Origin of the sequence: Lacimicrobium alkaliphilum (assembly GCF_001466725.1) — a bacterium.
Lineage (GTDB): Bacteria > Pseudomonadota > Gammaproteobacteria > Enterobacterales > Alteromonadaceae > Lacimicrobium > Lacimicrobium alkaliphilum_B.
In genome coordinates, this window is the sequence record NZ_CP013650.1 from 3,698,816 (window position 1) to 3,719,890 (window position 21,075).

At 52.2% G+C, this 21,075-nt stretch carries 15 protein-coding genes and 1 pseudogene; 2 read left to right on the forward strand and 14 right to left on the reverse strand.

Annotation, left to right across the window (positions count from 1 at the left end; genetic code table 11):
- Positions 1-58: 58 nt before the first annotated feature.
- The 7 genes from AT746_RS16690 to AT746_RS16720 form a co-directional block, all read right to left on the reverse strand.
- Positions 59-586 carry an NlpC/P60 family protein gene (locus tag AT746_RS16690; RefSeq protein ID WP_197414281.1) on the reverse strand — a complete coding sequence of 176 codons (528 nt, stop codon included), beginning with the start codon at positions 584-586 and terminating at the stop codon, positions 59-61.
- A gap of 114 nt (positions 587-700) precedes the next feature.
- Complete coding sequence (locus AT746_RS16695; protein WP_062482690.1) at positions 701-988, reverse strand: LysR family transcriptional regulator; 288 nt, start codon at positions 986-988, stop codon at positions 701-703.
- 143 nt (positions 989-1,131) lie between these two features.
- Positions 1,132-1,731, reverse strand: a complete 600-nt coding sequence (locus AT746_RS16700) for a C39 family peptidase (RefSeq protein WP_062482692.1) — start codon at positions 1,729-1,731, stop codon at positions 1,132-1,134.
- 1 nt (position 1,732) lies between these two features.
- Positions 1,733-3,841 (reverse strand): M1 family aminopeptidase, encoded by a 2,109-nt coding sequence (locus tag AT746_RS16705; protein ID WP_156413726.1) that lies wholly within the window; start codon positions 3,839-3,841, stop codon positions 1,733-1,735.
- Between the two features lie 4 nt (positions 3,842-3,845).
- Positions 3,846-4,727 (reverse strand): hypothetical protein, encoded by an 882-nt coding sequence (locus AT746_RS16710; protein ID WP_062482698.1) that lies wholly within the window; start codon positions 4,725-4,727, stop codon positions 3,846-3,848.
- Between the two features lie 13 nt (positions 4,728-4,740).
- A complete protein-coding gene (locus tag AT746_RS16715) occupies positions 4,741-5,910 on the reverse strand; it encodes an MFS transporter (protein WP_156413727.1) in 1,170 nt (389 codons plus the stop codon).
- A gap of 111 nt (positions 5,911-6,021) precedes the next feature.
- A complete protein-coding gene (locus tag AT746_RS16720) occupies positions 6,022-8,508 on the reverse strand; it encodes a TonB-dependent receptor (protein ID WP_062482704.1) in 2,487 nt (828 codons plus the stop codon).
- Between the two features lie 155 nt (positions 8,509-8,663).
- Here AT746_RS16720 and AT746_RS16725 point away from each other — a divergent pair, with 155 nt between their 5' ends.
- Positions 8,664-9,572 (forward strand): LysR family transcriptional regulator, encoded by a 909-nt coding sequence (locus AT746_RS16725; RefSeq protein ID WP_062482707.1) that lies wholly within the window; start codon positions 8,664-8,666, stop codon positions 9,570-9,572.
- A 452-nt stretch (positions 9,573-10,024) separates the two neighbouring features.
- On the opposite strand, the gene AT746_RS16730 is transcribed toward AT746_RS16725, so the two are convergent.
- The 3 genes and pseudogenes from AT746_RS16730 to AT746_RS16745 all read right to left on the reverse strand — a co-directional run bounded on the left by AT746_RS16730 (position 10,025) and on the right by AT746_RS16745 (position 16,040).
- Positions 10,025-11,890: a C39 family peptidase gene (locus tag AT746_RS16730; RefSeq protein ID WP_062482710.1), complete on the reverse strand. Its 1,866-nt coding sequence runs from the start codon at positions 11,888-11,890 to the stop codon at positions 10,025-10,027.
- A 258-nt stretch (positions 11,891-12,148) separates the two neighbouring features.
- A pseudogene (locus AT746_RS19700) lies at positions 12,149-13,515 on the reverse strand (amidase).
- A 176-nt stretch (positions 13,516-13,691) separates the two neighbouring features.
- Positions 13,692-16,040 carry a DNA polymerase II gene (locus AT746_RS16745; protein ID WP_062482719.1) on the reverse strand — a complete coding sequence of 783 codons (2,349 nt, stop codon included), beginning with the start codon at positions 16,038-16,040 and terminating at the stop codon, positions 13,692-13,694.
- A 360-nt stretch (positions 16,041-16,400) separates the two neighbouring features.
- Between AT746_RS16745 and AT746_RS16750 the strand changes: the two genes are divergently transcribed.
- Positions 16,401-17,513 carry a cyanophycinase gene (locus tag AT746_RS16750; protein ID WP_062482721.1) on the forward strand — a complete coding sequence of 371 codons (1,113 nt, stop codon included), beginning with the start codon at positions 16,401-16,403 and terminating at the stop codon, positions 17,511-17,513.
- 45 nt (positions 17,514-17,558) lie between these two features.
- Here the strand turns inward: AT746_RS16750 and AT746_RS16755 are convergent, their stop codons facing one another.
- The 4 genes from AT746_RS16755 to AT746_RS16770 form a co-directional block, all read right to left on the reverse strand.
- A complete protein-coding gene (locus tag AT746_RS16755; protein ID WP_156413729.1) occupies positions 17,559-18,461 on the reverse strand; it encodes an SMP-30/gluconolactonase/LRE family protein in 903 nt (300 codons plus the stop codon).
- Between the two features lie 19 nt (positions 18,462-18,480).
- A complete protein-coding gene (locus AT746_RS16760) occupies positions 18,481-19,182 on the reverse strand; it encodes a sulfite exporter TauE/SafE family protein (RefSeq protein ID WP_062482725.1) in 702 nt (233 codons plus the stop codon).
- 124 nt (positions 19,183-19,306) lie between these two features.
- Entirely contained in the window at positions 19,307-20,086 is a 780-nt protein-coding gene (locus AT746_RS16765; RefSeq protein ID WP_197414283.1) for an SDR family NAD(P)-dependent oxidoreductase, read from the reverse strand.
- 29 nt (positions 20,087-20,115) lie between these two features.
- Positions 20,116-20,829 carry a FadR/GntR family transcriptional regulator gene (locus tag AT746_RS16770; RefSeq protein ID WP_062482727.1) on the reverse strand — a complete coding sequence of 238 codons (714 nt, stop codon included), beginning with the start codon at positions 20,827-20,829 and terminating at the stop codon, positions 20,116-20,118.
- Between the last annotated feature and the right edge of the window lie 246 nt (positions 20,830-21,075).

The following is a 21,075-nucleotide window of genomic DNA, read 5'->3' on the forward strand; positions in this document are numbered from 1 at the left end:
CCTCTTCTCGTTTCAGAGTTAGGAGTATTGCAAGAGACAAGGTCTTTTGATCAATGAGCTACTTACACCACTTATCATGCAGACGAATGGCGCCATTAAAAGAGTGCGCGGGGATAGGCTGGACCAGCACCTCACCTTTGTTGGAAGTCATGCGGTGAATATACTCCCCCTCACCGGTGGCAATGCCCACATGGGTGATCACACCTTCAGCCCAGTTGCCGTAGGTGTTTTGCAGAAACACCAAATCGCCGGGTTCAAGGGCATCAATATCATCAATGCGCTGACCAAACTCCTCACTGGCCAGTGAATCGGCATGTTCAGGTAGAAGTTTGTCGCCATCACCCAGCAGGTGCCTGTCCCAGGGCTGTTGCGTTTCAAGAGTCGCAAACTGTTCACCGCAGGCCTTTTTCAGTACTTCACGGGTCCAGTTCATACATTGTTCGGCCTGACCCACCCGGTAAGTCTGATTCTGCCATTTAAGACTGTGCTGATAGATTTGCTGGCCTGGCTGGTCCGCCATGGTGATAGCTGGCAGCAATAACAGAATAAGCCCAAGGCTAAATATTAAAGGTTTGGCGTATAACATCAGTGGCATTCCTCAGAATCAACGAGTCAGGCCACTATGCGCAGGAATATATTGAAGTAAAAATGAATATCCATCGTCTGATACGATGATATGGGTTGCAGTCAGAGGCTGTGCTTAACCACACTGACTGCTTTCAGTATGCAGGGATGACACCCGAATCTGCAGTTTGCGGTGTGCATGCAACACCGATTTAATTTCTTTGAGCAAGGAATGGCCCTCTTCAGTCAGCACCGGATCACGACGGCTGCGGTCAAACAGGTTCAGACCGGTTTTATCTTCCAGCTTATGGATCAGGCCGCTTACTGATGACTGTGCCTTACCTAACCGTCGCGCTGCACCGGAAAAACTGCCTGTTTCCACGGCCGCCATAAAAGCTTCCAACTGTTCGATTGACAAGGCCATAGCACTTCCCTAATAAAGTGAGTAAGAATAATTAGTAAATTATAACAGGAATATTGGAATATTTTATTACAATATGTATCTGCGCAAAAGCGCTATCAGATGGTTGGTGCACAATTGAAGTTAAACTGCAGAGATTAAAGCGCTTATTCAGGCATCACAGGGGCTGTCTCGGGTAAAAAGATATGCAGCCAGAGATCATCGCCGCTGCCGTTGTCATTGATGGCATATTCGAATGCCGCCTTTGGGTAGCGAATATTTCTGCCACTGACACTGGTATCGTAGCTGCCCCATTTTTGCAGGTCCCACTGACCATAAGGGTCATGCACAGTATAGTATTCACCATCATAGTCGGTGACCACAAGGATATGCCCGGGCGGCGTAAACCAGCCATGCACTATGGTGGGCTGGCCGCTGCGGGCCTGCTCCTGCAACTGCGCAATGGTGCCCCGGGTTAGTGCCAGATCGCGTAAATTGCTACCCGCTTCTTTTGCCAGGGTATTAAAACCTTCAGCCAGATCAGCCACCTGCTGCAGTAAACCAAAACGCTGATACAGGTAATCCGGTGTGCGCTTACCGAGTTGCTCAGGATCGGTCAGACCAAAGTAGTCACTGACCATGGCCAGTGATGTGATGTTGCAGGTCGAATCTGGCTTTTGCTGGTTGTCACGCTGGGAATAGTAGGGTACCTCAGCCTGGCTGAGGGGCGCCAGCAACATAAATGCAATAATAACAGCTCGTAACATACTAAAACTCAGGTTGGGTAATCCGGTGATTAACGCGCCTTGCATCTCCAATCTGCAACAGCGGATCCAGATGCAGCAGACTCATGGCCTTGTCGGGTGCAAGGGATAACATGATTTCAACCTGTTCGGGATTTTGCCGCCAGAGATCCACACTCAGCAGGTAAGACTGCACTGTGCCATCGGCATAGTGAAGCTGCAGCGGCGCCGGCATGGGTATGCTGCCTTTGTTGCGCAGCGTTACGCGCAGTTGCGGCTGTTCCACGGCTTTAGTCTTTGCACCGAGTCTGGCATAGGTCTGATCGTCCATCAGCGAGTGGCGATCCAGCAACCCCGGATTTCGCTGTTCATAAGTCTGTCCGAGGTCACCGTTACGGATTCGGGTCAGGCTGGGCGCTGAAGGATAGTGTTGCAGGTAAGCGAGTTTCTGATCCCGGTTCCAGTCCTGTGGCAATATCACCTGCGCGCGCTCAAGTTCGATATCCACATAACCGCGATGCATAAACCAGCCACGCCAGAACCAGTCCAGTTGCTCGCCGCTTTGCTGATTCACGAAGCGGACAAAATCACTGAATCCGGCGTTCCTGCCACGCCATATATGAAAAAAATCCGCCACAATAGTATCGAACTGCGCTCTGCCAAGCAGTGTCTCACGCAGGATATTCAGTGCCACCGCCGGTACGTGGTAGTGAGAATCCAGCTTGCTGTTCACCTCCTCGGCAAAGGTCACAGGGGGTAAATAGTCCGTTGCGGTCATTACCGCCCCCACCCTGGCCGGTTCGCCGTAGAAGCTCTGAAAGTTCTCACTCCAACGCTGCTCCAGCCAGAAGGCCAGATAGCTGGTGATACCCTCATCGAAAAAGCCCTCGGCCCGCTCATCTGTATTTACCGTCATCGGCATCCAGGCGTGGGCTATTTCATGCAATATGCCACCTATCACATCATATTTCTGCGTGCGGCTGTACTGTGGGGCAGGACCTGTAATGTCAGCATCCGGGCCGCGAAAGCCCACCAGTTTCAGACCCGGGTATTCCATCCCCAGCCCGGCAATATTGACCAGATGAATACTCTTTGCTGCCGGCTGGCCGAGCCATTCAGACAATTGATCAATGGCGAACACACCCGCTTCGAGAGCGTATTTATGCCACAACCAGCGTCCGTTATCGGGGTATGCCGCAGTGATCAGTATATCCCCCTGGCTGTGCGTCACCTTGCGGGCCTGCCAGATGACATCCCTGGCCACTACAAAGGTAAAGTCACGTAATTGCTCACCCTTAAATCGCCAGGGTTGCTGATTATTAACCGGCCAGGGCTGGCCCGGCCCCAGCAGTGTGGCAGGAGTATCTGCGCTAACCTGCTGGTATTGTTTAAACACAGATTCAGGCAGATTCTGCCCGGCGCTTTGCCAGTCACCACTGCCCAGCAACAGATACTGAGGCGACGCATCAATGGTCACAGAAAAATCCGCCATCTCCAGGCTGAACTCGGCATTTTTAACAAAAGGCCGTAAATTCCATCCTTGCGGGCCGTAACGCAACGCTCTGGGGTACCACTGAGCGAAGGCCAGCAGGCGATTCTCTCCATTAATTTGCTCATAACCACTGCGTGGCACCAGGGGATGAGAGCGGGAAACCAGCTTAAGATCCCAGGCAAAATGCAGCTGTACCTGCTGCCCCGGCTTCAGGGGCGTATCCAGCGTCACCGCCACCAGCGTATCCTGCCACCCTGTTTTCAATGGCTGCCTTGCTGAGTCGGTCACCCGTAAGCGTGTTGTACCGCCGGCTTCACTTGCCCCGGCCTGATACTTTTCTCTGGCCAGACTACCTTGAGCAAAACGCTGCTGCGGTAGCTCAAACCAGAGTGTTTTCAGGGTATCCGGTGACTGATTGCGATAATTCAGTACGGCAGTGGCTGTCAGACTGGCCTTGTCTGTATTCACCCTGGCATCAATCTTATAGCTAAGCTGTTGTTGCCAGTAAGACGTTGACGGCGTGCCCGTTGGGGAGCTAATTTCAGTCAGTGGCAACTCAAGGGGAGCAAAAGGCTCATCCGTTTCAGCCTGCGCAGATGCGGCTATCAGCAACATCGCCGATACCCTGTAAAACCGGCGCATAAGGTCAGAATACCTCACAGTCATCCAACTCATACCCTTGCTGGCAGGACCATTCGGTCATGGCCGCTGCGATAGCATCAAATAGCGACGCCGCCCACTGTCGTCCCTGCTCCATAGAGCCTGCTTTTTCAACAATATCGATGGCGCGGCTGACTTCCAAAATCGACACCGTCGCACCGTATTCAGCAGCTCGTTCGATCAGCGGGTGCCAGGCCGCAGAGGAGCCCTCTTCGTCTGAGTGGCCACCACGGACCCTGGCACCGCGATTCCCCAGCCCTGCCTGAGCATAAAAAGGGGCAATATGCTGCTGAATCAGCGCTTCCCAGTCACGGTTGCGCTCATTGGTGCCGGTCACCAGCATTTGCGCACCGGGCAGCGGGTTTTGCTGATTAGCAATATGGGCGTCAGCAGTCAGCAGGATGGTCTGCACATGCTTGTTACCCTTGTGTACCCCGGCAATAAAATGTTCAAAGCCCTGATAGCCATTAAGATCCTCGCCATACATCTGAATGCTGGGCGTCAGCACAAAAAAGCCTTTGTCGGTCAGCCGCCGTGCCATTTCCTGCTGGGTAATCTGGTTCCACAGTTTGCCGATACTGCGGCCTTTGACGGTGGCACCGGGCATCATTTTACCGGGCTGGGTATACTGCTGGGGCAAAATCGCAATGGGGCGACGGGTGTCGATGCGGATAGCCGCCACATCGGCGTGGGTCCAGTTTTCGCCGGTATAGTTAAAGCGTACCTGATACAACCCTTCACCGGCCTCAAAAGTATAATCTTTTCCATCGTCGATGATCTGCGCGGTGACCCGCTTATCAGGCTCCGGCACCTGCTGGCAGGACGCCAGCAACACTACAAGCATCAACAGGCACGCACGTAACAGCATCGATTTCCCCTTTTTATTTAGAGCGGGTGCGATTATTGGCCAGATGCAGCAGCATTACACTGAGCACAATGGCCACCGCCCCTAACCACAGAACATGGATAACGCCAAAGTGGCTGACCACAGCCGCTGCCACCGGCGGGCCTATTACCAGCCCCACTTTGAAGGCGGTCACACAAAAGACGATCAGGCGGCCACTCTTGTCGGCGTCGCTGAAAATGCCCATCATAATGGGAATAATAAAGCTCCAGAAAATCTGATACACCACTGTGGCCAGTGCATAGATCAGCCAGATATGGGGTTGTGCCATCAGGTACAGCGCCAGCAAACAGCCAAGCTGCAACACCGCCGTCAGCCACAGGGAAAAATTACGCCCCATCATGGCCACGAATTTCGCCGCCAGCACCGAACCACAGGCGCTGATGGCAAAGCCCCAGCCTAGAATTGCACCCACTTCTGCCACACTTAAACCGGCGGCCACGCCGATACGCTCAAGATAGGCCCAGACTGTACCCTGAGCGAAGTAGTAGGCCACCACCCCCAGAAATACAAACAATACAGGCAGGTAAATCCGGCCAAAGGGCGGCAGACTCTGAGTTTTTTTGTTTTCATCAGCAGGGCTGCTGATACTGACCAATATCAGTGCCAGCAGCAGAAACAGATTGAAAAACTGAAACAGGCCCTGATAGCCCCAGACACTGGTGATATGAGGCAACACCCAGAATCCCACGGTGCCAAACACCACCTGCACCGTCACCATGGCACCGAAGGCCTTATCGGGATTGGTTCTGTCGCCCAGCGCTGCCAGGGCAATGGAATAGCCGATGCCACAGCCTATCCCGGCCAGAAAGCGAACCAGCAACAGTGCCGGAAATAAGCTGGTAAACAGGGTCAGCAGATTCATACCAATAAACAGCAACAGGCTTATCTGCATCCAGCGCTGCCAGTGGCAGCGCCTGACCCAGAAAAATGCCGACATGCTGGAAAGCAGAATACCGGCCACATCGGCGGCAGTCAGAAAACCCACCTGTTGTTGGCTAAATGCGCCGCTGTCACTAAAGGCCCCCACCACCAATGGCATCAGGATGGTGACGGCCGCCCCCATCATGGCAACCATTAATATACCGGCGTAAGCCACCCGCGACATGGCTGGTGTTATGGAGTCTGACATGCTCTGTGACAACAAGCTGTTTTCCTTATCTGGATAGGGGTTACCATGCCAGTGGCCTCTGACTCTTACCCTCAAAAGTCACTGGCATGGTGCTCCAGGCGCAGGCCTGAGCCTGCGCCGGTCTGATTAATAGTAAGTGTAAGAGAAGTTCACACCAACGGTACGGGGGCGCACAAAAATGGTCCGCCAGCCCTGCCCTAAGTCAGTCTGACCTGAGGTTTCTGCCCGCTTGTCGGTCAGGTTATTCACCCATAGCGACACTTTCCAGTCATCCCGGCCATAGCTGACGCTGGCATTGTAAAGGGTGTATGACTTGCGGGTATAGACATCCGCATCCGGAAAGTCCTGGCGATCACTGGGGGTTTCCCCCACATAACGACCATCAAGATTAGCGGTCATATAACCATTTTCCAGCTCTGTTTCATAACTGACACCAAAGTTATGCCGCCATTCGGGTGCACCACCAAGCTGCCCCCCTTTTTCCCAGGTGCGGCACTGCAGGTCAGCGTCCGGTGCGCTGGCCACAGGCTCAAAGATACAGGCCTCACCGGTCTCTGCCCACTCAGCATCCACCGTGGCAGTGGCATAACGCAGGGTAATATCATCAGTCAGACGGTATCTGGAGCTGAATTCAAAACCTTGTGTCTCGGCCGATGGGCCATTGGTGGTGCCATTAAGGGGAAATACGCCATCAAGAATCTGTGAGAAGTACGTCTGCACATTGTTCCACTCAATCCGATAGATATTGGCCTGCATATACAAATCATGGTCAAGCAAAAAGCCCTTGATGCCCAGTTCATAGTTATCCGTTGAGTCCGGCTCGTAATTCTGCGCCTCATCAGAAACCTCCAGTGTCGCCTCATCACCGTTCTGGTCGGTTATGGTTATATTTTTAAAGCCATTGGTGCCGCCGCGACGAAAACCCTGAGAGAAAGTGGCATAGGCCAGCAAATCATCGGTCATCTGATAGGCAGCATTAAACTTAAAGAAAGACTCGCCATTTTCCTTGTTGCGCGACGTAGAACGGCTGTTGGTCAGACCGGTATAATCCACAATCAGGGGGTCATTCTGGTCATCATAATTAAAGATACGGGCACCAAAAGTCAGATCCAGCTTGTCGGTGACCGCATAGGTCAGCTCACCGAACAAAGCCGTTTCCTGATATTGGTTGTGGAAATTCTCATGATAACCCTCGTCCACTGAGCCCGGGCGGGTGTCGCCATACCAGGCCTGACGGTCAAAACCATAGAAATCTGCGGTAGCCTGATCGAAGCCGGGATAAAATTCAGAGAAGATCAGGCGACGTTCCGTATCCGTATGGTAAAGCCCTACAATCCAGCTTAAGGGGCCATCGCCTGTAGAGGTCAGACGGGTTTCATGGTTCAGGCCTTTGTAGGTATTGTCATAAGTAATGTAAGCCGACTCATTGGTGTCATTCAGGGCCAGGCCCGGGATCCAGCCATAGTAAACCAGGCCGTAGCCCAGGTAGTCTGCCTGACCTTCGCGGCTGTCTTTAAAGTATGAGGTGCTGCTGTGCAGGGTGGCAAAATCCAGCTCCCAGTTAAAATCGATGGAGTCCAGGGTCAGCTCGCGATCTGAAAACTCTTCGTAAGTGGCCACTATGGTATGGTCGTTAACCTGGAACGGCGTATTGTAACGGCTGTATTTGTTGTCACAGGCGTCGCCTTCCAGTCCTTCCTGCTCACAGGCGTAGTCCACTGTTACCCGGCTGGCACCACTGGTGCCGTGGGCCAGTTGATCCTGCTGCACATGGGACAGCGTCACGCTGAACTCGTCAGTTGGCTGCCACAACAAGGCGATCTTACCGCCAGTGGTTTCTTCCCAGTCATCATCCTCGTACAGCTCTTTATTTGGATTGGGGTTGGGAATACGTTTTTGCTCATCGGTAAAATAGGTGGGGCTGGTAATACGATCTGTGTAACCGGCATCATCCAGATGTGCAATAGAGGCTCTGATCGCCACGGTATCGCTCAGCGGGACATTAAATACCACATCCGTATCATGACTCAGGCCACCATCCTTAACCTGATAGATGCTGGTATTAGCGTCAAAACTGAACTCCACCAGATCCGGCTGATTGGTAATATAACGGATAGTACCACCCAGGCTGCCACCACCGTATAAGGTGCCCTGAGGGCCGAGCAGCTTTTCAACCCGGTTAACATCTTTAATCCGATAGCCGATGTTTGGCAGCGGCGTATCGTCGAGATAATAGGCCACCGTTGTGCGGGTAAACTGTTCAAGGTTATTGGCATTGACCGGAGAGACGTTCAGGCCGCGAACCGTTACCGACTCCGCCAGACGATTGCTGTTCCCCGGCGAGCTGATTTCCACAGAATCGGCGATCAGCGCTTTAATATCGGTGATGTTTTTACGCCGCAGTTCGGCTGCCCCCACCGCCGTAATGTTCATCGGGATCTCATTGGCGGTTGCCATACGGCCACTACCGGACACCTGGATGATTTCGATATCCTGCTCTTTGAGTTTGTTTTCCCGCTCTTCGCTTTCGTTATTTTCCTGCGCAAAAGCGGTGCCTGACAGCAATATTCCTGAGATCATCAGGGCCAGGGGTGTTTTTCTGTGTGTCTGCATGGTCTTTTCCTCAACAACAATGTTGGTTTAATAATAAATTCACCTGATACTTCTTTTTTTATGGCAAATTATTCGTTAATGAGTTGTTACCATGCAGGATTATCAATTATGATGGTTAAAGAAAGTTATTTACCATAGGTTGGAACGATACATAGATGGAACTCTCACTGGAACAACTGCAGGCATTTATCGCCACCGTCGAGACTGGCAGCTTTTCTGCTGCCGCCCGCCGGCTGGGTAAAGCCCAGTCATCTATAAGTGGTCTGATCAGTAATCTGGAAATTGATGCCGGATTTTCACTCTTTGATCGCTCCTCTAAGATCCCAAAGCTCACGCCCGAGGGACTGGCGCTGATGAACGATGTGAAATCTGTTCTGAAAAGCCACCGCAACCTGCGCCACCGCATCGATAACATCATGGACAGCGTCGAAAGCGAAATCAGCCTGGCCTATGACAATATGGCCATCCCTGACGGCGTAATGCTGGGGCTGGCGTCAGAATTTGAACAACAGTTTCCGCTTACCTCTCTGATGCTGCTGGAAGCCACCCATAAACGGGCCTATCAGCTTATCGAACAGAATAAGGTTAATCTGGCGGTGGTGATCAGTCAGGATGATTATCCGGAGCAGTTTGCCTTTCGTGGCATTTGCCATGTGCACTATTGCACTGTGGCCGGTGCCAAACATCCGCTGGCTAAACTGGACAAAGTGGCGCCGCAGGACCTGGCTCAGTACCGGCATCTGCGCATTACCGACACCCAGACCGGATTCCGTCGCTTTGATTCTGATCTGACCAGTAATATCTGGTACTCCAATTCTCCTACCACCATGATGGAAATGCTGCGCCAGGGCCTGGGCTGGGCAGAAATGCCGCTGCATGCTGTAGAGTCTCAGCTACTCAATGGCAGCATAGTGCGCCTGCCAACCAGTCATCAGGAAGTGACCTTTCCGCACTGTGTGGATTTGATCTGGCAAACAGAAGGCGCCATGGGTCAGTGCCTGCAATGGTTGCTGGAGCGTATTACCAAAAAAGCCAAGGCGCTCAATCAGCGCCCGGCATTGTAACTCCGGCTCCTGGTAGCCCGGATAGCGCGAAGAGGAATCCGGGGACAGTATTGTTATTTTTACCGCAGAGTCGCGGAAAACGCAGAGGTTTCGCTCTTTATTTTATTCTGTCTCCACGTTCTATGCTGTGGATTGGTATGGAGTGCCCAATCAGCGCCCGACATTGCTGGGTTTTGTGAACTTTTCGTACTAATTTGAAGACTTCGAAGGTAGTGTTGCCGTGATTCGGAACCCTCCACAGCAAGGGCGCTGTGGAGGAGCGTCCAGGGGTGACCTGAAACCGATGCGCAGCTTCGCAGTTCAGAGAACGACATGTCATGGATGACATGGCTGGGCTCTTAGCGAAGCAGGACGGCGCAGCGTAATAGGATTCACCGCGTGTTCCGAATCTCAGTAACACTACCTGATTATGACTTTCACCAATGATCTATTGGAAAAGAATATGTCTGCATTTACTCAAACACATGCAGCCAGAGATCATCTCCGGTGCCATTGTCATTAATGGCATATTCAAACGCCGCTTTAGGATAGCGCTGATCTTTACCGGACACGGAGGTGTCATAACTGCCCCATTTCTGCAGATTCCACTTACCGTAGGGATCCTGCACTGTGTAGTACTCACCATCAAAGTCTGTGACCACCATGATATGACCGGGGTTGGTAAACCAGCCGTGCACAACAACAGGAATTCCCTGGGTTACCAGATCTCTTAACTGCGTGATCGTGCCGCTGGTATAGCCAGTGTCCCGCACCGATGCCCCTGCTTCCTGCGCCAGGGTATTAAATCCCCAGGCCAGAGATGGCACATCCTGTAACAGGCCAAAACGCTCATATAAATAATCCGGCGTGCGTTTACCCAGCACCTGCGGATCGGTCAGCCCGAAGTAATCACTTACCATCGCCAGTGAGGTTACACTGCAAGTGGCATGTGGCTGGTAGCTGTTTTCCAGTTGACTGTAAAAAGGTACAGATTGCTGCGGCGGCTCGGGGTCACTGCCCGCCGGGCTGTCAGCCATAAAGGGCAGCATCTCATTGCTGGTATCGTGACAGGCCACATCGCTGTCAAAACTCTGCTGCTGCCAGTCCAGCGCCTGCCAGTCCTGCCATACAGCCTGCGGTACTGAACCACCGGGCACCCGCCAGATACTGGCGTTAGGGCCTGAAGCATCGATAAAGGCGCTGATCTCGCTGGCGGTAATATCATCGTACTCTGTCGAGACAATATGCCAGATAGGCTTGGTTGCGCCTAACTGGCGATACTCACAGTTGCCTGCCTCAATCCAGGTTTTAGGGTCAGCCATATAGGCATCCCCCCATACCTCCACATAGGTTTGCGGCATATGAAAATCCACATACTGATCAATAATACCCACATTCATGCCCTGATCTATGGGGTTACTCCAGGTGGTGGCGCCAATTTTAAAATCGCTGTCGGCATGACCATCATTAATGGCATCGGTACGTGCCACTTCAAAGGCCTGGAACAGACTGTGCAACGCGGTACTGGTGTTATTAAATTCCACTTCCACATCCAGCACAAAGCCCACATAGCCGTATTGGGCCGCAAAATAAAGCGCGTCAGCCTGCGCCGTTTCACTGCCCGGGTAGTTATAGGACCAGGCCCAGGGCTCGATACCCCGTGAACGGTAAATATCCGTAGTCTGAGTTGAGCAGGCATCCGTAAACAGACTGCAATTGTTGGTGCCATCGGCGATTTTAATAAACACCCTTTTAGCTCCCATGCCGGCAAGCTCATCGGCTAGCTGAGTGTGGGTTTTATTAAGTCCCTGCTCATCGATATACCACAGCCAGGCACCGAGGCGGTTTACCGGCTCACTACCCTCTTGCATGGCTTCCTGTACACTTAAATAAAAGGAAGCACTCCATCTGTTGGTCAGGCAGGCACTACCACCAGAAAGGCTCTGACAGGCAGCGACTTCTTCGCTGTCGAAATTACCATACACATTATTCGGTCCATTGCTGACCTGTTCAAAACAGTGGCCTCCGTAAGTGGGCGAACGCACTGTATCAACGGGACAATCGCCGCTGCCGCGTAAATTATTAGTGAAAGACTCTGACCAGCGCATCAGATCGATACTCTGCCCTTCGACAGTGACTGTATAGGTATTGGTGCAGGCCGAGCCACCACCATACTGATTGCACTTATCCACCATCTCCAGAGTAAAAGGCCCATAGGCATCGGTGCCATCGGCACAAAAGCCCATCTGTGCATTAAAATTGCTGCCATCCGGACACAATGCCAGTGCCTTGGCACTAAGCAGTAAGGTGGCCAGCAGACTTAAATATCGTGTTTGCATTTGTCTGTTCCTGTTGTGAATGTATTGGATTAAAACGAGGTAAAACCCCGTTATCACAGGCTACAGAGCAACCTCGTTAACATTAAATTAACAACCATAGTGTATGGCGATATATTCAGTGTGGCAGGCAGATACCAGAGGTTTAGGCGATAGGTAAGCAGTAATACCAGTTGAGCCAAATAATTGGTATAAAAATACCGGGCAGCGAACTGCCCGGTGAACTGACCCAGGGAAACCACTCCCCGGCACGGGAAAGTGTTAGCTTGTGCTAAAAGTGGGGGCTGGCAGTTTCGGGTGTAACTGGTTCAGTAGCCTTGCCAGAGTGAAAATTTCCTGCTCTTTATAAGGATGGCCGACGATCTGCAATGAACTGGGAACGCCGTTGGCACAGATCCCATTGGGCATAGACAACACCGGGCACTGGCCTAGCGTATTAAAGGGGTAGGTCATAAACCAGCCCTTGTTGGCATCCACAGACTGACCACCAATGCTTATCTGATCGCAGCTGTAGTCAAACTCTGCCGGCACATTGGCAGTGGCAAGCGTCGGGCACAGCAGCAGATCATAATCTTTGAATACCGATGCCAGCGCATCCCACATCCTGCAAACATGCAGATTGGCCTCGAAGATATCCTCAACACTGAGCCCGGCCACCTTATCCAGATACCAGCGCAGGTAAGAAGTCATTTTCGGGCGGTTTTGTGCAGTATCCAGGTTTTTTCTTAAAAACATCCCCATCAGAGCCCGCTGATGTACCTTTGCGGTTTGTATTACCTGCTCATCCCAGTCAAGCTCTACCATCTCCACTGCCACACCAGCGCGCTCCAGCAGTCTGGCGCTTTGCATCAGGTTGGCACGGATGTCATCTTCCACAGCATAAAAACCCAGATCCGGTGACACCGCTACTCTCAGCGAGGTCAGTGGCCGGTTATCGGGCAGCGAATCCGGTACAAAAGAATGGGAGTCTCCCCAGTGGGACCCCCTGATAAAGGGGTAGAGGTATTCCAGATCGGCCAGTTCCCGGGTCAGCAGACCGTGATGGCAATAGGGATCGATATTAAAAGGCGCAATCTCAGCGACCTTGCCATGGGGTGGTTTGTAACCAAACAGACCACAAAAAGCCGCAGGAATACGCAGCGATCCGCCAATATCGGTGCCATTGGCAAAACTTGCCATGCCCGAGGCCACCGCGATTGCCGACCCGCCTGATGAACCCCGCAGGTGATGGCCGTATTCCAGGGATTGCGACTGACTCCCCAAATATCTGACCAGGTCACCGCGGCAGTGGAACATTCGGGCGTGGTGGTGCGGCCGTGAACAATGGCACCATTATCCATCAGCGCCTGAGGCACAGGATCGGTAGTGGTAGCAACTGCATCAGCCAGACAATAACTGCCATTGGTGGTGATCTGACCCTTTATATAGGTCTCATCCTTGATCGCTGCCGCCAGCCCGCTCAGCGGCTGGTAGTCACCGCGCTGATAAAGCTGCTCTGCTGCCTTGGCCTGCGCCAGTGCCTGTTCAGGAAACTGAAAAGCAAAGGCGTTTACCGATGGATTAACGTCGCGGATACGCTGCTGGTAGCTGCGCATCAGCTCCAGCGGAGAAAGCTGCTTTTCCCGCATGCTGTTCAGCAGTTCGGTAACACTGAGCTGATAAGGCTGCACACTTTCCCCCGTAAGTAAGTTGAAGTCCTATTGTTAACGGCTGAAACCGATAAATTAAATTAATTACCATCGCTTCAACCTATCAAACATGAAGTCTGGCTGATAAATCCATCGGAAAGTCAGTTTTACGAAGATCAGCCAAACAGCCCCATCTGCTGGCTGACCAGCGTATCAAAATTCTCCCCCACAAAAGGCAATATGCCCTCAGCCACGGGGCGGATCTGGCGCTCAATATAGTGTTCATAGTCCAGTGGCGCATTCTGATATTCCAGCGGCTGCGGGCCATTGAGCGTGATCACATAGTGGATCCAGCCCTTGTGCTGATAGCGAAGCGGCTTGCCCAGCGCCTTATTCTGCTCATCCGCCAGTCGCGCTGCGCGCACATGAGGGGGAATATTCTTAACATAAGAAGTAAGGGGCTTACGTAGTCTTTTGCGATAAACCAGTTGTTCGTCAAGCTCACCGGCTTTTACCTGTTCAATCAGTTGCCGGATAAAGGCCAGTACATCCTTATCGGCAAACACCATTTCATACAGGCGGGTCTGAAAATGTCTGGCCAGCGCCGTCCAGTCAGAGCGTACTGACTCCAGGCCTTTAAAGACCAGTTTATCGCCCTTATCGGTGGCTTTAAGGCCTGCGTAGCGTTTTTTACTGCCCTGTTCAGAGCCCCGGATGGTGGGCATCACAAAACGTTTGAAGTGACTCTCAAATTCAATTTCCAGAAAACACTCCAGCTCCAGCTCATCGCGCAGCTTTTGCTGCCAGCGCTGATTGATCATTTGCTCGAGTTTTCTGCCCTGTTCGGCGGCCTGTTCGTCCGTTACCTCATCACCGAGCCAGACAAAGGTGGAGTCGGTGTCGCCATAAATGACCTGATGGCCCTGCTCTTCTATCCAGCGTGCGGTGGTCTGCATAATGTCGTGGCCACGCAGGGTAATAGAGCTGGCCAGACGGGTATCATAAAAGCGACAGCCACCTGAGCCCAGTACGCCGTAGAAAGAATTCATCAGTATTTTAATGGCCTGTGAGCGGGCCGCATCCTGCTGTTGTTTGGCTTCGTCCCGCTGCGCCCACAGACTGGCAATAATATCCGGCAGAAAATGTCGGCTGCGGTGAAATACTGCGTCGCGAAAACCGGGTATGGCCTTTTCGGGCTCCAGTAACCCTTCTGTTAACCCCATGGGATCGATCTTAAACGTGCGGATAATCGAGGGGTACAGGCTTTTAAAATCCAGCACCAGCACCTGTTTATACAAACCCGGGCGCGATTCCATCACATAGCCACCGGGACTGGCCAGGCCGCCATCTGCAGGAAGGTTTGGGGCAATATAACCGGCACGATGCAATCGGGGCAGGTACAGATTGGTAAAGGCGGCCACCGAACCGCCGCTGCGATCCAGCTCCAGGCCAGTGAGGCGGCTGCGCAGAGTCAGAAAATCCAACAATCGGGTATGGCTGAAGATCTCCTCCACCAGCACACAGTCCTGCAGATTATATTCTGCCAGTTTGACCTTATTGTGCTGAAAATCATGTTCTATTGCGGCCAGACGATTGTCCACATCTTCTGTGGCCTTGCCTTTGCCTAGCAATTCCTGACTGACATGCTCGAGACTAAAGCTGTCAAACTGATAGGTGGCGGTCTTCAGACCATCAATGCCGTCTATCACCACTCTTCCCGGCACCGTCACAAAACCCTGATTGGTCTCACGACCATCACGCCAGCTTACAGCGCTGTTGCCCCGCCCTAACAACAGGGGCAGTCCGAGACGACCAGCCCTTTCTATCAGTAACTTAAAATCAAAATTCACCAGGTTCCAGCCGATAAAGAGATCCGGATCATATTGCTGCACCTGTGTTATCAGAGCCTGCAACAGCGCTTTTTCATCGGCCACCCAATAGATCCAATCCGGCCCGGACTCCGGCTCCCCGATCATGATCACCGCCCGGTGATCCTGTGCTGACAAGCCCACAGAATAGAGCTGCCCCCGGCCGCTGCATTCAATATCCAGCGACAAAGAACGGAAGGTTGGTTGATAGTCGGCCCGTTTCACCCTGGCCTGCTCCACCAGAACATAACCGGATTGCTGTCTGATGTTGCCGCTGAAACACAGGCTGCCACAGACAAAGCGCTCCATCAGATAACGATTGGCAAGGCGAATATCATCTTCATAGCAGACTATCCCCCGCCCTTTGAGCAGATCCCTTACCTGATACGCCTGAGCCGGACTGGCAAAATACAACGCAGTGACGGGTTGTTGGTCGAAAGTCCTCAGTTCCAGCTCCCGAAGCTGGTGTTCAATCCCCTGTGCAGACAGGATCCTGGCTGCCTGAGGGCTGTCCGTTTGCTGAATAAAGAAGCAACTTTCCTGCGGCTCAGTGATCAGTTTTACCGGGCCATCGACCGTGTTCAGCCATAACACCAGACAGCTTTTGCCATCGGTTTCAACAATCTGACGGGTAAGAACAAAGCCCTGTTGCAGCATAGAAAAAGAATAAGCCTGAAGTAAAAGCTAAAGATATCAGTTTTACGGCGCCGGGGCCTGTGTGATGAAAGCTGAAAGAAGTGTTATTCTATATTCTAAAAAAGAATATATGAAAATGGAATTGAATATTTACGCAATAAGAAACCTGCCATTCCATTATCAGCCGGGCAGCAATGAATAAACTACTGTTTTTATTGCATAAATCAAGCTGCCATCGGATTTTACAAAACCTTAACATTTCAGCTTCTGTGCTAGCGTTAGTTCCAGGCCAGTCAGGGAAAAGCCTTCCCTGCACAGCCATCGACAAACGGACCGATGGAACTGGTGATTCCAAATGCACAACCAATAAAAAGGTATCCAATGAGATTCTATCAAACACTTATCAGCAGCACGTTATGCGCAGTCTTTTCTGTTTCTGTCTCTGCAGCCAAACCAGACCATGCCGGCGGTGGAAACGGCGGTGGCGGCGATGATGGCGGTGGCAGTGGCAGTTATGAATACAGCCTGGCATGTGGCAATACCGGAAACAATGTTGCCACCTCGCAGGCCACCTTACTGATTGGCGGGGCTGAAGCCGGAGCCAACGGTGAAGTAGCAGCAACCCAATGGCTAGTAAACCATGCTCAGGGCGGCGATTACCTGGTGATCCGGACCGGTGGAACAGGCGCTCAGGCGGCCTGGATGTGCGACACCTTTGGCAATGATTTAGGCTCGGCGGCAGAGATTTCCATCGATGACAGCGCGGCAGCCAATGATCCCGATGTAGCGGCAATTATCAGCGACGCTGAAATCATCTTTATCGCTGGCGGTGATCAGAATCAGTACGAAGATAACTGGAAAGGTACCCTGGTGGAAGATGCGCTGAATCAGCATATTGCCACAGACCAGGCACCGATTGCCGGTACCAGTGCCGGGTTGGCAATTCTGGGGCAGTCTTACTATGCCCCGGCAAACCTTGGCGTACTGTCGCGGGAAATCCTGGATGACCCTTATCATGCCAATACCGATGATATTAACCATGGCGACTTTCTGTTGCATCCACAACTGGCCGGTGTCATCACCGACACCCATCTGGACAGAGTATCGGGTAAAGGCCGTAAAACAGAAACCCGCCATGGCCGCACTTTTGGACTTCTGGCCCGTGCCGTTAGCGACACCAGCAGCCTCAACGCCAGGGCCATTGGTGTAGAAGAAGGCACACTGGTGGCGCTGAACAGTGCAGGCGTTGCCAGTGTTTACGGTGAGGGCGCCGCCTACTTTATGCAGCCTAACAACTATCCGGAACAGATTCAGTCCGGTCAGCCACTTATCTGGGATAACGGCGGCCAGGCCGTGAGCGTGTATCGCATACAGGGCTCTGTGTCCGGCAATGGCAGCTTTGATTTGCAGAACTGGAATGGTTCCGGCGGTGACTGGAATGACTGGTTTACCAGTTCAGGTTATGACGGCTTTAACTGTCAGACCGGCTGTTAAAAACCTCATGACAACCTAAAGCAGGCCATCACTGGCCTGCTTTTTTTAATCCGGTTGATACATATCTGGCAAGGCAAAACTGACCTCGGCAACACCACTGAAGCCACAATCCAGTTCAAACAAACAGCCCGCTGTGGGCATAGCCTTGCGCTGTGCAGCACTTAAAGGCAGGCTGGCGCTGGTTACAAACAAGCGGCTGAGATTTTCTCCGCCAAAGGCCAGACTGGTAATATAGGGTACCGGCATGGCGATGCGCCGTTCCAGTTTACCCTGAACATCAAAACGACAAATGCCACCACCGCCCCACTGGGCCACCCACAACCCACCCTCGGAATCTATGGTCATACCATCAGGAAAGCCCATATTCCCGCTGAAGCGAATAAAGGGCTGCTTATCCGACAAATTGCCCTTGTCGTCCAGACAAAAACGGAAAATCACCCGGCTGGAGGAACAGCTGTGATACAAGCAGTCACCGCTTTTATTCACAGCTGGGCCATTGCTGACCACATAGCCGCTATCGACACATTCGGCTATTCCCGGCTCTGACATGCGGTACAGATTCCCCGAAGATTGCCGCTCCTGATCATGCATCGATCCAAACCATAACCGCCCCTGGCGATCCAGCTTGGCGTCATTTAAGCGGTTACCTGAAGGTTCATGCTGCAACGAGAACAACCTTTTGCGGGTAAAGGTTGAGGGATGGAGCAGTTCGACACTGCGATGAAAACCCGCCAGCAGCCAGTCCCCGTCAGTCGGTAATACCCAGCACAATGGCTCGTCCACAGTCTGAAAATGGTGAGTCCCGGTGGGTAAATCAAGCCAGTGCAGCTGTTGGCCTTTGATATCGACCCAATAAAGCCGGTCAGAGTCCTGGTGCCAGCTCGGGCCTTCACCAAGCAAAGCGGCTGTACCCCAGCTTGTTACTTTGGTAGGTTCAATATTCAGCATATCTGCCACGGATTGCCAGCTACATCAGTACAGACAGAATACCGGCACAAAGCGCCACCAGCAAAATCATATAGCGTACATAATAGGCGTTGATGCGTTTGCCCAGATACCATGACATCCACCAGCCCAGCAGCAAGGCGGGAACAGACTGCAGAAACAACAACAGGTCGCCCTGCCCGGCGATCCCTGTCAGCCACAACAGACAAATACCAAACAGATTGATATACAGAAAGAACACACTGAGGTTGGCTTTGATTTCACTGTGCTCTGCATCCTGATAAAGCAGCCCCATAGGGGCGCCACCCGCAGAAGTCGTGGTACCCATAAACCCTGACAATGCACCGGCAATCAGGTTGGTACGCCGGTTAATGGCAGGCCGTACTCCCAGAAACGACAATAGCACTGCCAGTATAATCAATATCCCGAACAACAGCGGATAATGTTCGGTATCTAACCACCACATCAGCCCGCCAGCGGCGGACACGCCAATGGTTCCGCCCACAATAGCAAAAGCAGTTAATCGGGTGTCGATTGCTTCGCGGTTGGTAACGGAAATAAGAAAAGTGAGCAACAGCGCATTCAGAATCATCGGTGCCGGCACATATTCCGGAGCGATCAGGAACAGTAGCGGCGCACAGAATAACCCCAGGCCGAAGCCCAGTAACCCCTGAAGACAGGCGCCGCACAACAGCACCAGATTAATAAGCAGCAAATCTGACAATCAGCGCCCCGATAATCCTGAGAAATAAAATATATAATTTATTATTATATTATAAATTACAATGATAAATATCCACTTCTGAGCGCTGCAGGCATCAGAAATTCGGGCCACGCTGCCGGACAGGTTAAACCCAACCGCCATCGACAATAATGCTCTGCGCCGTCAGCATGCTGCTGTCATCGGCGGCAAGGAACAGCGCTGTATTGACAATATCATCCGGCACCAGGGTCTTCTTGATACACTGATGATGATGGATATCTTTAACCGTATCGGCATCCAGCCATCGCGTAAGCTGACGCTCTGTCATCACCCATCCCGGGATCAGACTGTTAACCCTGATATGATCTTCCCCGTGGCGTCCGGCCAGAGTGCGGGTCAGCCCCTCAATAGCGGCCTTGGCTGTTGTGTAAGCTGGCATACAACCTTGCTTGAGCCGCCAGCTTATTGAGCCAAGATTAATGATACTGCCGCCACCAAGGCGCTTCATCTGCGGGATAACAGCCTGCGCGGCAAAAAAACAAGGGCGCAGGTTAACCGCCATACGGTCGTCCCAGTACTCAACGCTGAGGGTTTCCAGATCATGACGGGTATCATCGGCGGCATTATTAATCAGTACACCGATATCGCCCTGCTGTTGCTGGATTTTCTCTATACAACTGACCAGGCTGGCAATGTTGCGGATATCACAGGGGATGAAAGTCGGGGTATGAGCTACCTTTCCGGCCAGTTTCTCGCACAGACTCTGACTCGGAGGTTCGGCAATATCCACAAAGGAAACCTGTGCACCCTGCTGACTGAAACGCTCAACCATATAAGCACCGATACCGGTGCCGCCGCCGGTAATAAAAACCCGCTTATCCTTAAGACTCGGATAACGGGCAACGGATTCTGAAATTTGCAACATATCGCTTCCGACAACCAGAAATAGACCAATCAGCTTTTACGCTGGATTTCCTGTTCGATAAAACTCATTGCCTCATCAATCAGATAGGTCATCATATTTTTAGCCCGCTCAGGCTGACGATTGCGTATGGCCGTATAAATCTTTCCGTGATCCTCTGCCACGCTCATATCATTGCCCTTGGCCGGCGTAGTGTGCTGAATACTCACGTCCAGTGCAGTGCTGATAAACTCGCGCAACTGAAAGAAAAAGCGGTTGCCGCTCGCATATAGAATGCTGGTATGAAAACGCAAATCAGCATCATGCATGCTGGCCTGGGGATCTTCTGCCGCGGTTTTCATATCATTCAGGGCGTATTCTATCTGATCGATATCTTCATCTTTGCCAAACTCTGCAGCCAGCGCCGCGGCCTGAGGCTCAATGGCCAGGCGCATTTGCAGAAACTCGCGCAACACATGCAAAGACGGGCTGCTACTCAGTAACCACTTTAGCACACTGGTATCATATAAATTCCAGTTCGACGGCTCCTCCACCCTGATTCCCTGGCGGGGTCTGGATGAAATAAGCCCCTTGGCGGCCAGCATTTTGACTGCCTCGCGGATTGCCGTGCGGCTGATACCATATTCGTCACATAGCTTCGCCTCAGTAGGTAGCCCTGACTCAATGGTATATTCACCGGAAACGATAGCGCGACCGAGTTCGTTAGTGACCCGTTGAGAAAGGTTGAGGTTTTCAATTCGTGCCATGATAAGTTCCTGGGGCCTGTTTATCTTTCATATTCGTCTTTGTTGAGAGCAAAAAGTGCTTCAATCAAGACGCGAGCGGTGTGGTTTAGTCATCTAAACGAGCCGCGATTAACGGTAGAGTGAAGCATTTTTAGCCTCACCCCCTAGAGCTGGGGTCATTTTTCCACCCAGCGGCGTTATATGAAATACGTCCCCGTATTTCACCGCAAGCGGCCAGCAAAGCTGTTCAAATGGCTTCCCGACCCA

Bases quoted from the DNA above. Each gene is read 5' to 3' on its own strand.
- AT746_RS16750 (WP_062482721.1), top strand. From the start codon at position 16,401: ATGAGATTCTATCAAACACTTATCAGCAGCACGTTATGCGCAGTCTTT.
- AT746_RS16705 (WP_156413726.1), bottom strand. From the start codon at position 3,841: ATGCGCCGGTTTTACAGGGTATCGGCGATGTTGCTGATAGCCGCATCT.
- AT746_RS16730 (WP_062482710.1), bottom strand. From the start codon at position 11,890: ATGCAAACACGATATTTAAGTCTGCTGGCCACCTTACTGCTTAGTGCC.
- AT746_RS16710 (WP_062482698.1), bottom strand. From the start codon at position 4,727: ATGCTGTTACGTGCGTGCCTGTTGATGCTTGTAGTGTTGCTGGCGTCC.
- AT746_RS16690 (WP_197414281.1), bottom strand. From the start codon at position 586: ATGTTATACGCCAAACCTTTAATATTTAGCCTTGGGCTTATTCTGTTA.
- AT746_RS16770 (WP_062482727.1), bottom strand. From the start codon at position 20,829: ATGGCACGAATTGAAAACCTCAACCTTTCTCAACGGGTCACTAACGAA.
- AT746_RS16720 (WP_062482704.1), bottom strand. From the start codon at position 8,508: ATGCAGACACACAGAAAAACACCCCTGGCCCTGATGATCTCAGGAATA.
- AT746_RS16725 (WP_062482707.1), top strand. From the start codon at position 8,664: ATGGAACTCTCACTGGAACAACTGCAGGCATTTATCGCCACCGTCGAG.
- AT746_RS16745 (WP_062482719.1), bottom strand. From the start codon at position 16,040: ATGCTGCAACAGGGCTTTGTTCTTACCCGTCAGATTGTTGAAACCGAT.
- AT746_RS16755 (WP_156413729.1), bottom strand. From the start codon at position 18,461: ATGCTGAATATTGAACCTACCAAAGTAACAAGCTGGGGTACAGCCGCT.
- AT746_RS16695 (WP_062482690.1), bottom strand. From the start codon at position 988: ATGGCCTTGTCAATCGAACAGTTGGAAGCTTTTATGGCGGCCGTGGAA.
- AT746_RS16700 (WP_062482692.1), bottom strand. From the start codon at position 1,731: ATGTTACGAGCTGTTATTATTGCATTTATGTTGCTGGCGCCCCTCAGC.
- AT746_RS16765 (WP_197414283.1), bottom strand. From the start codon at position 20,086: ATGTTGCAAATTTCAGAATCCGTTGCCCGTTATCCGAGTCTTAAGGAT.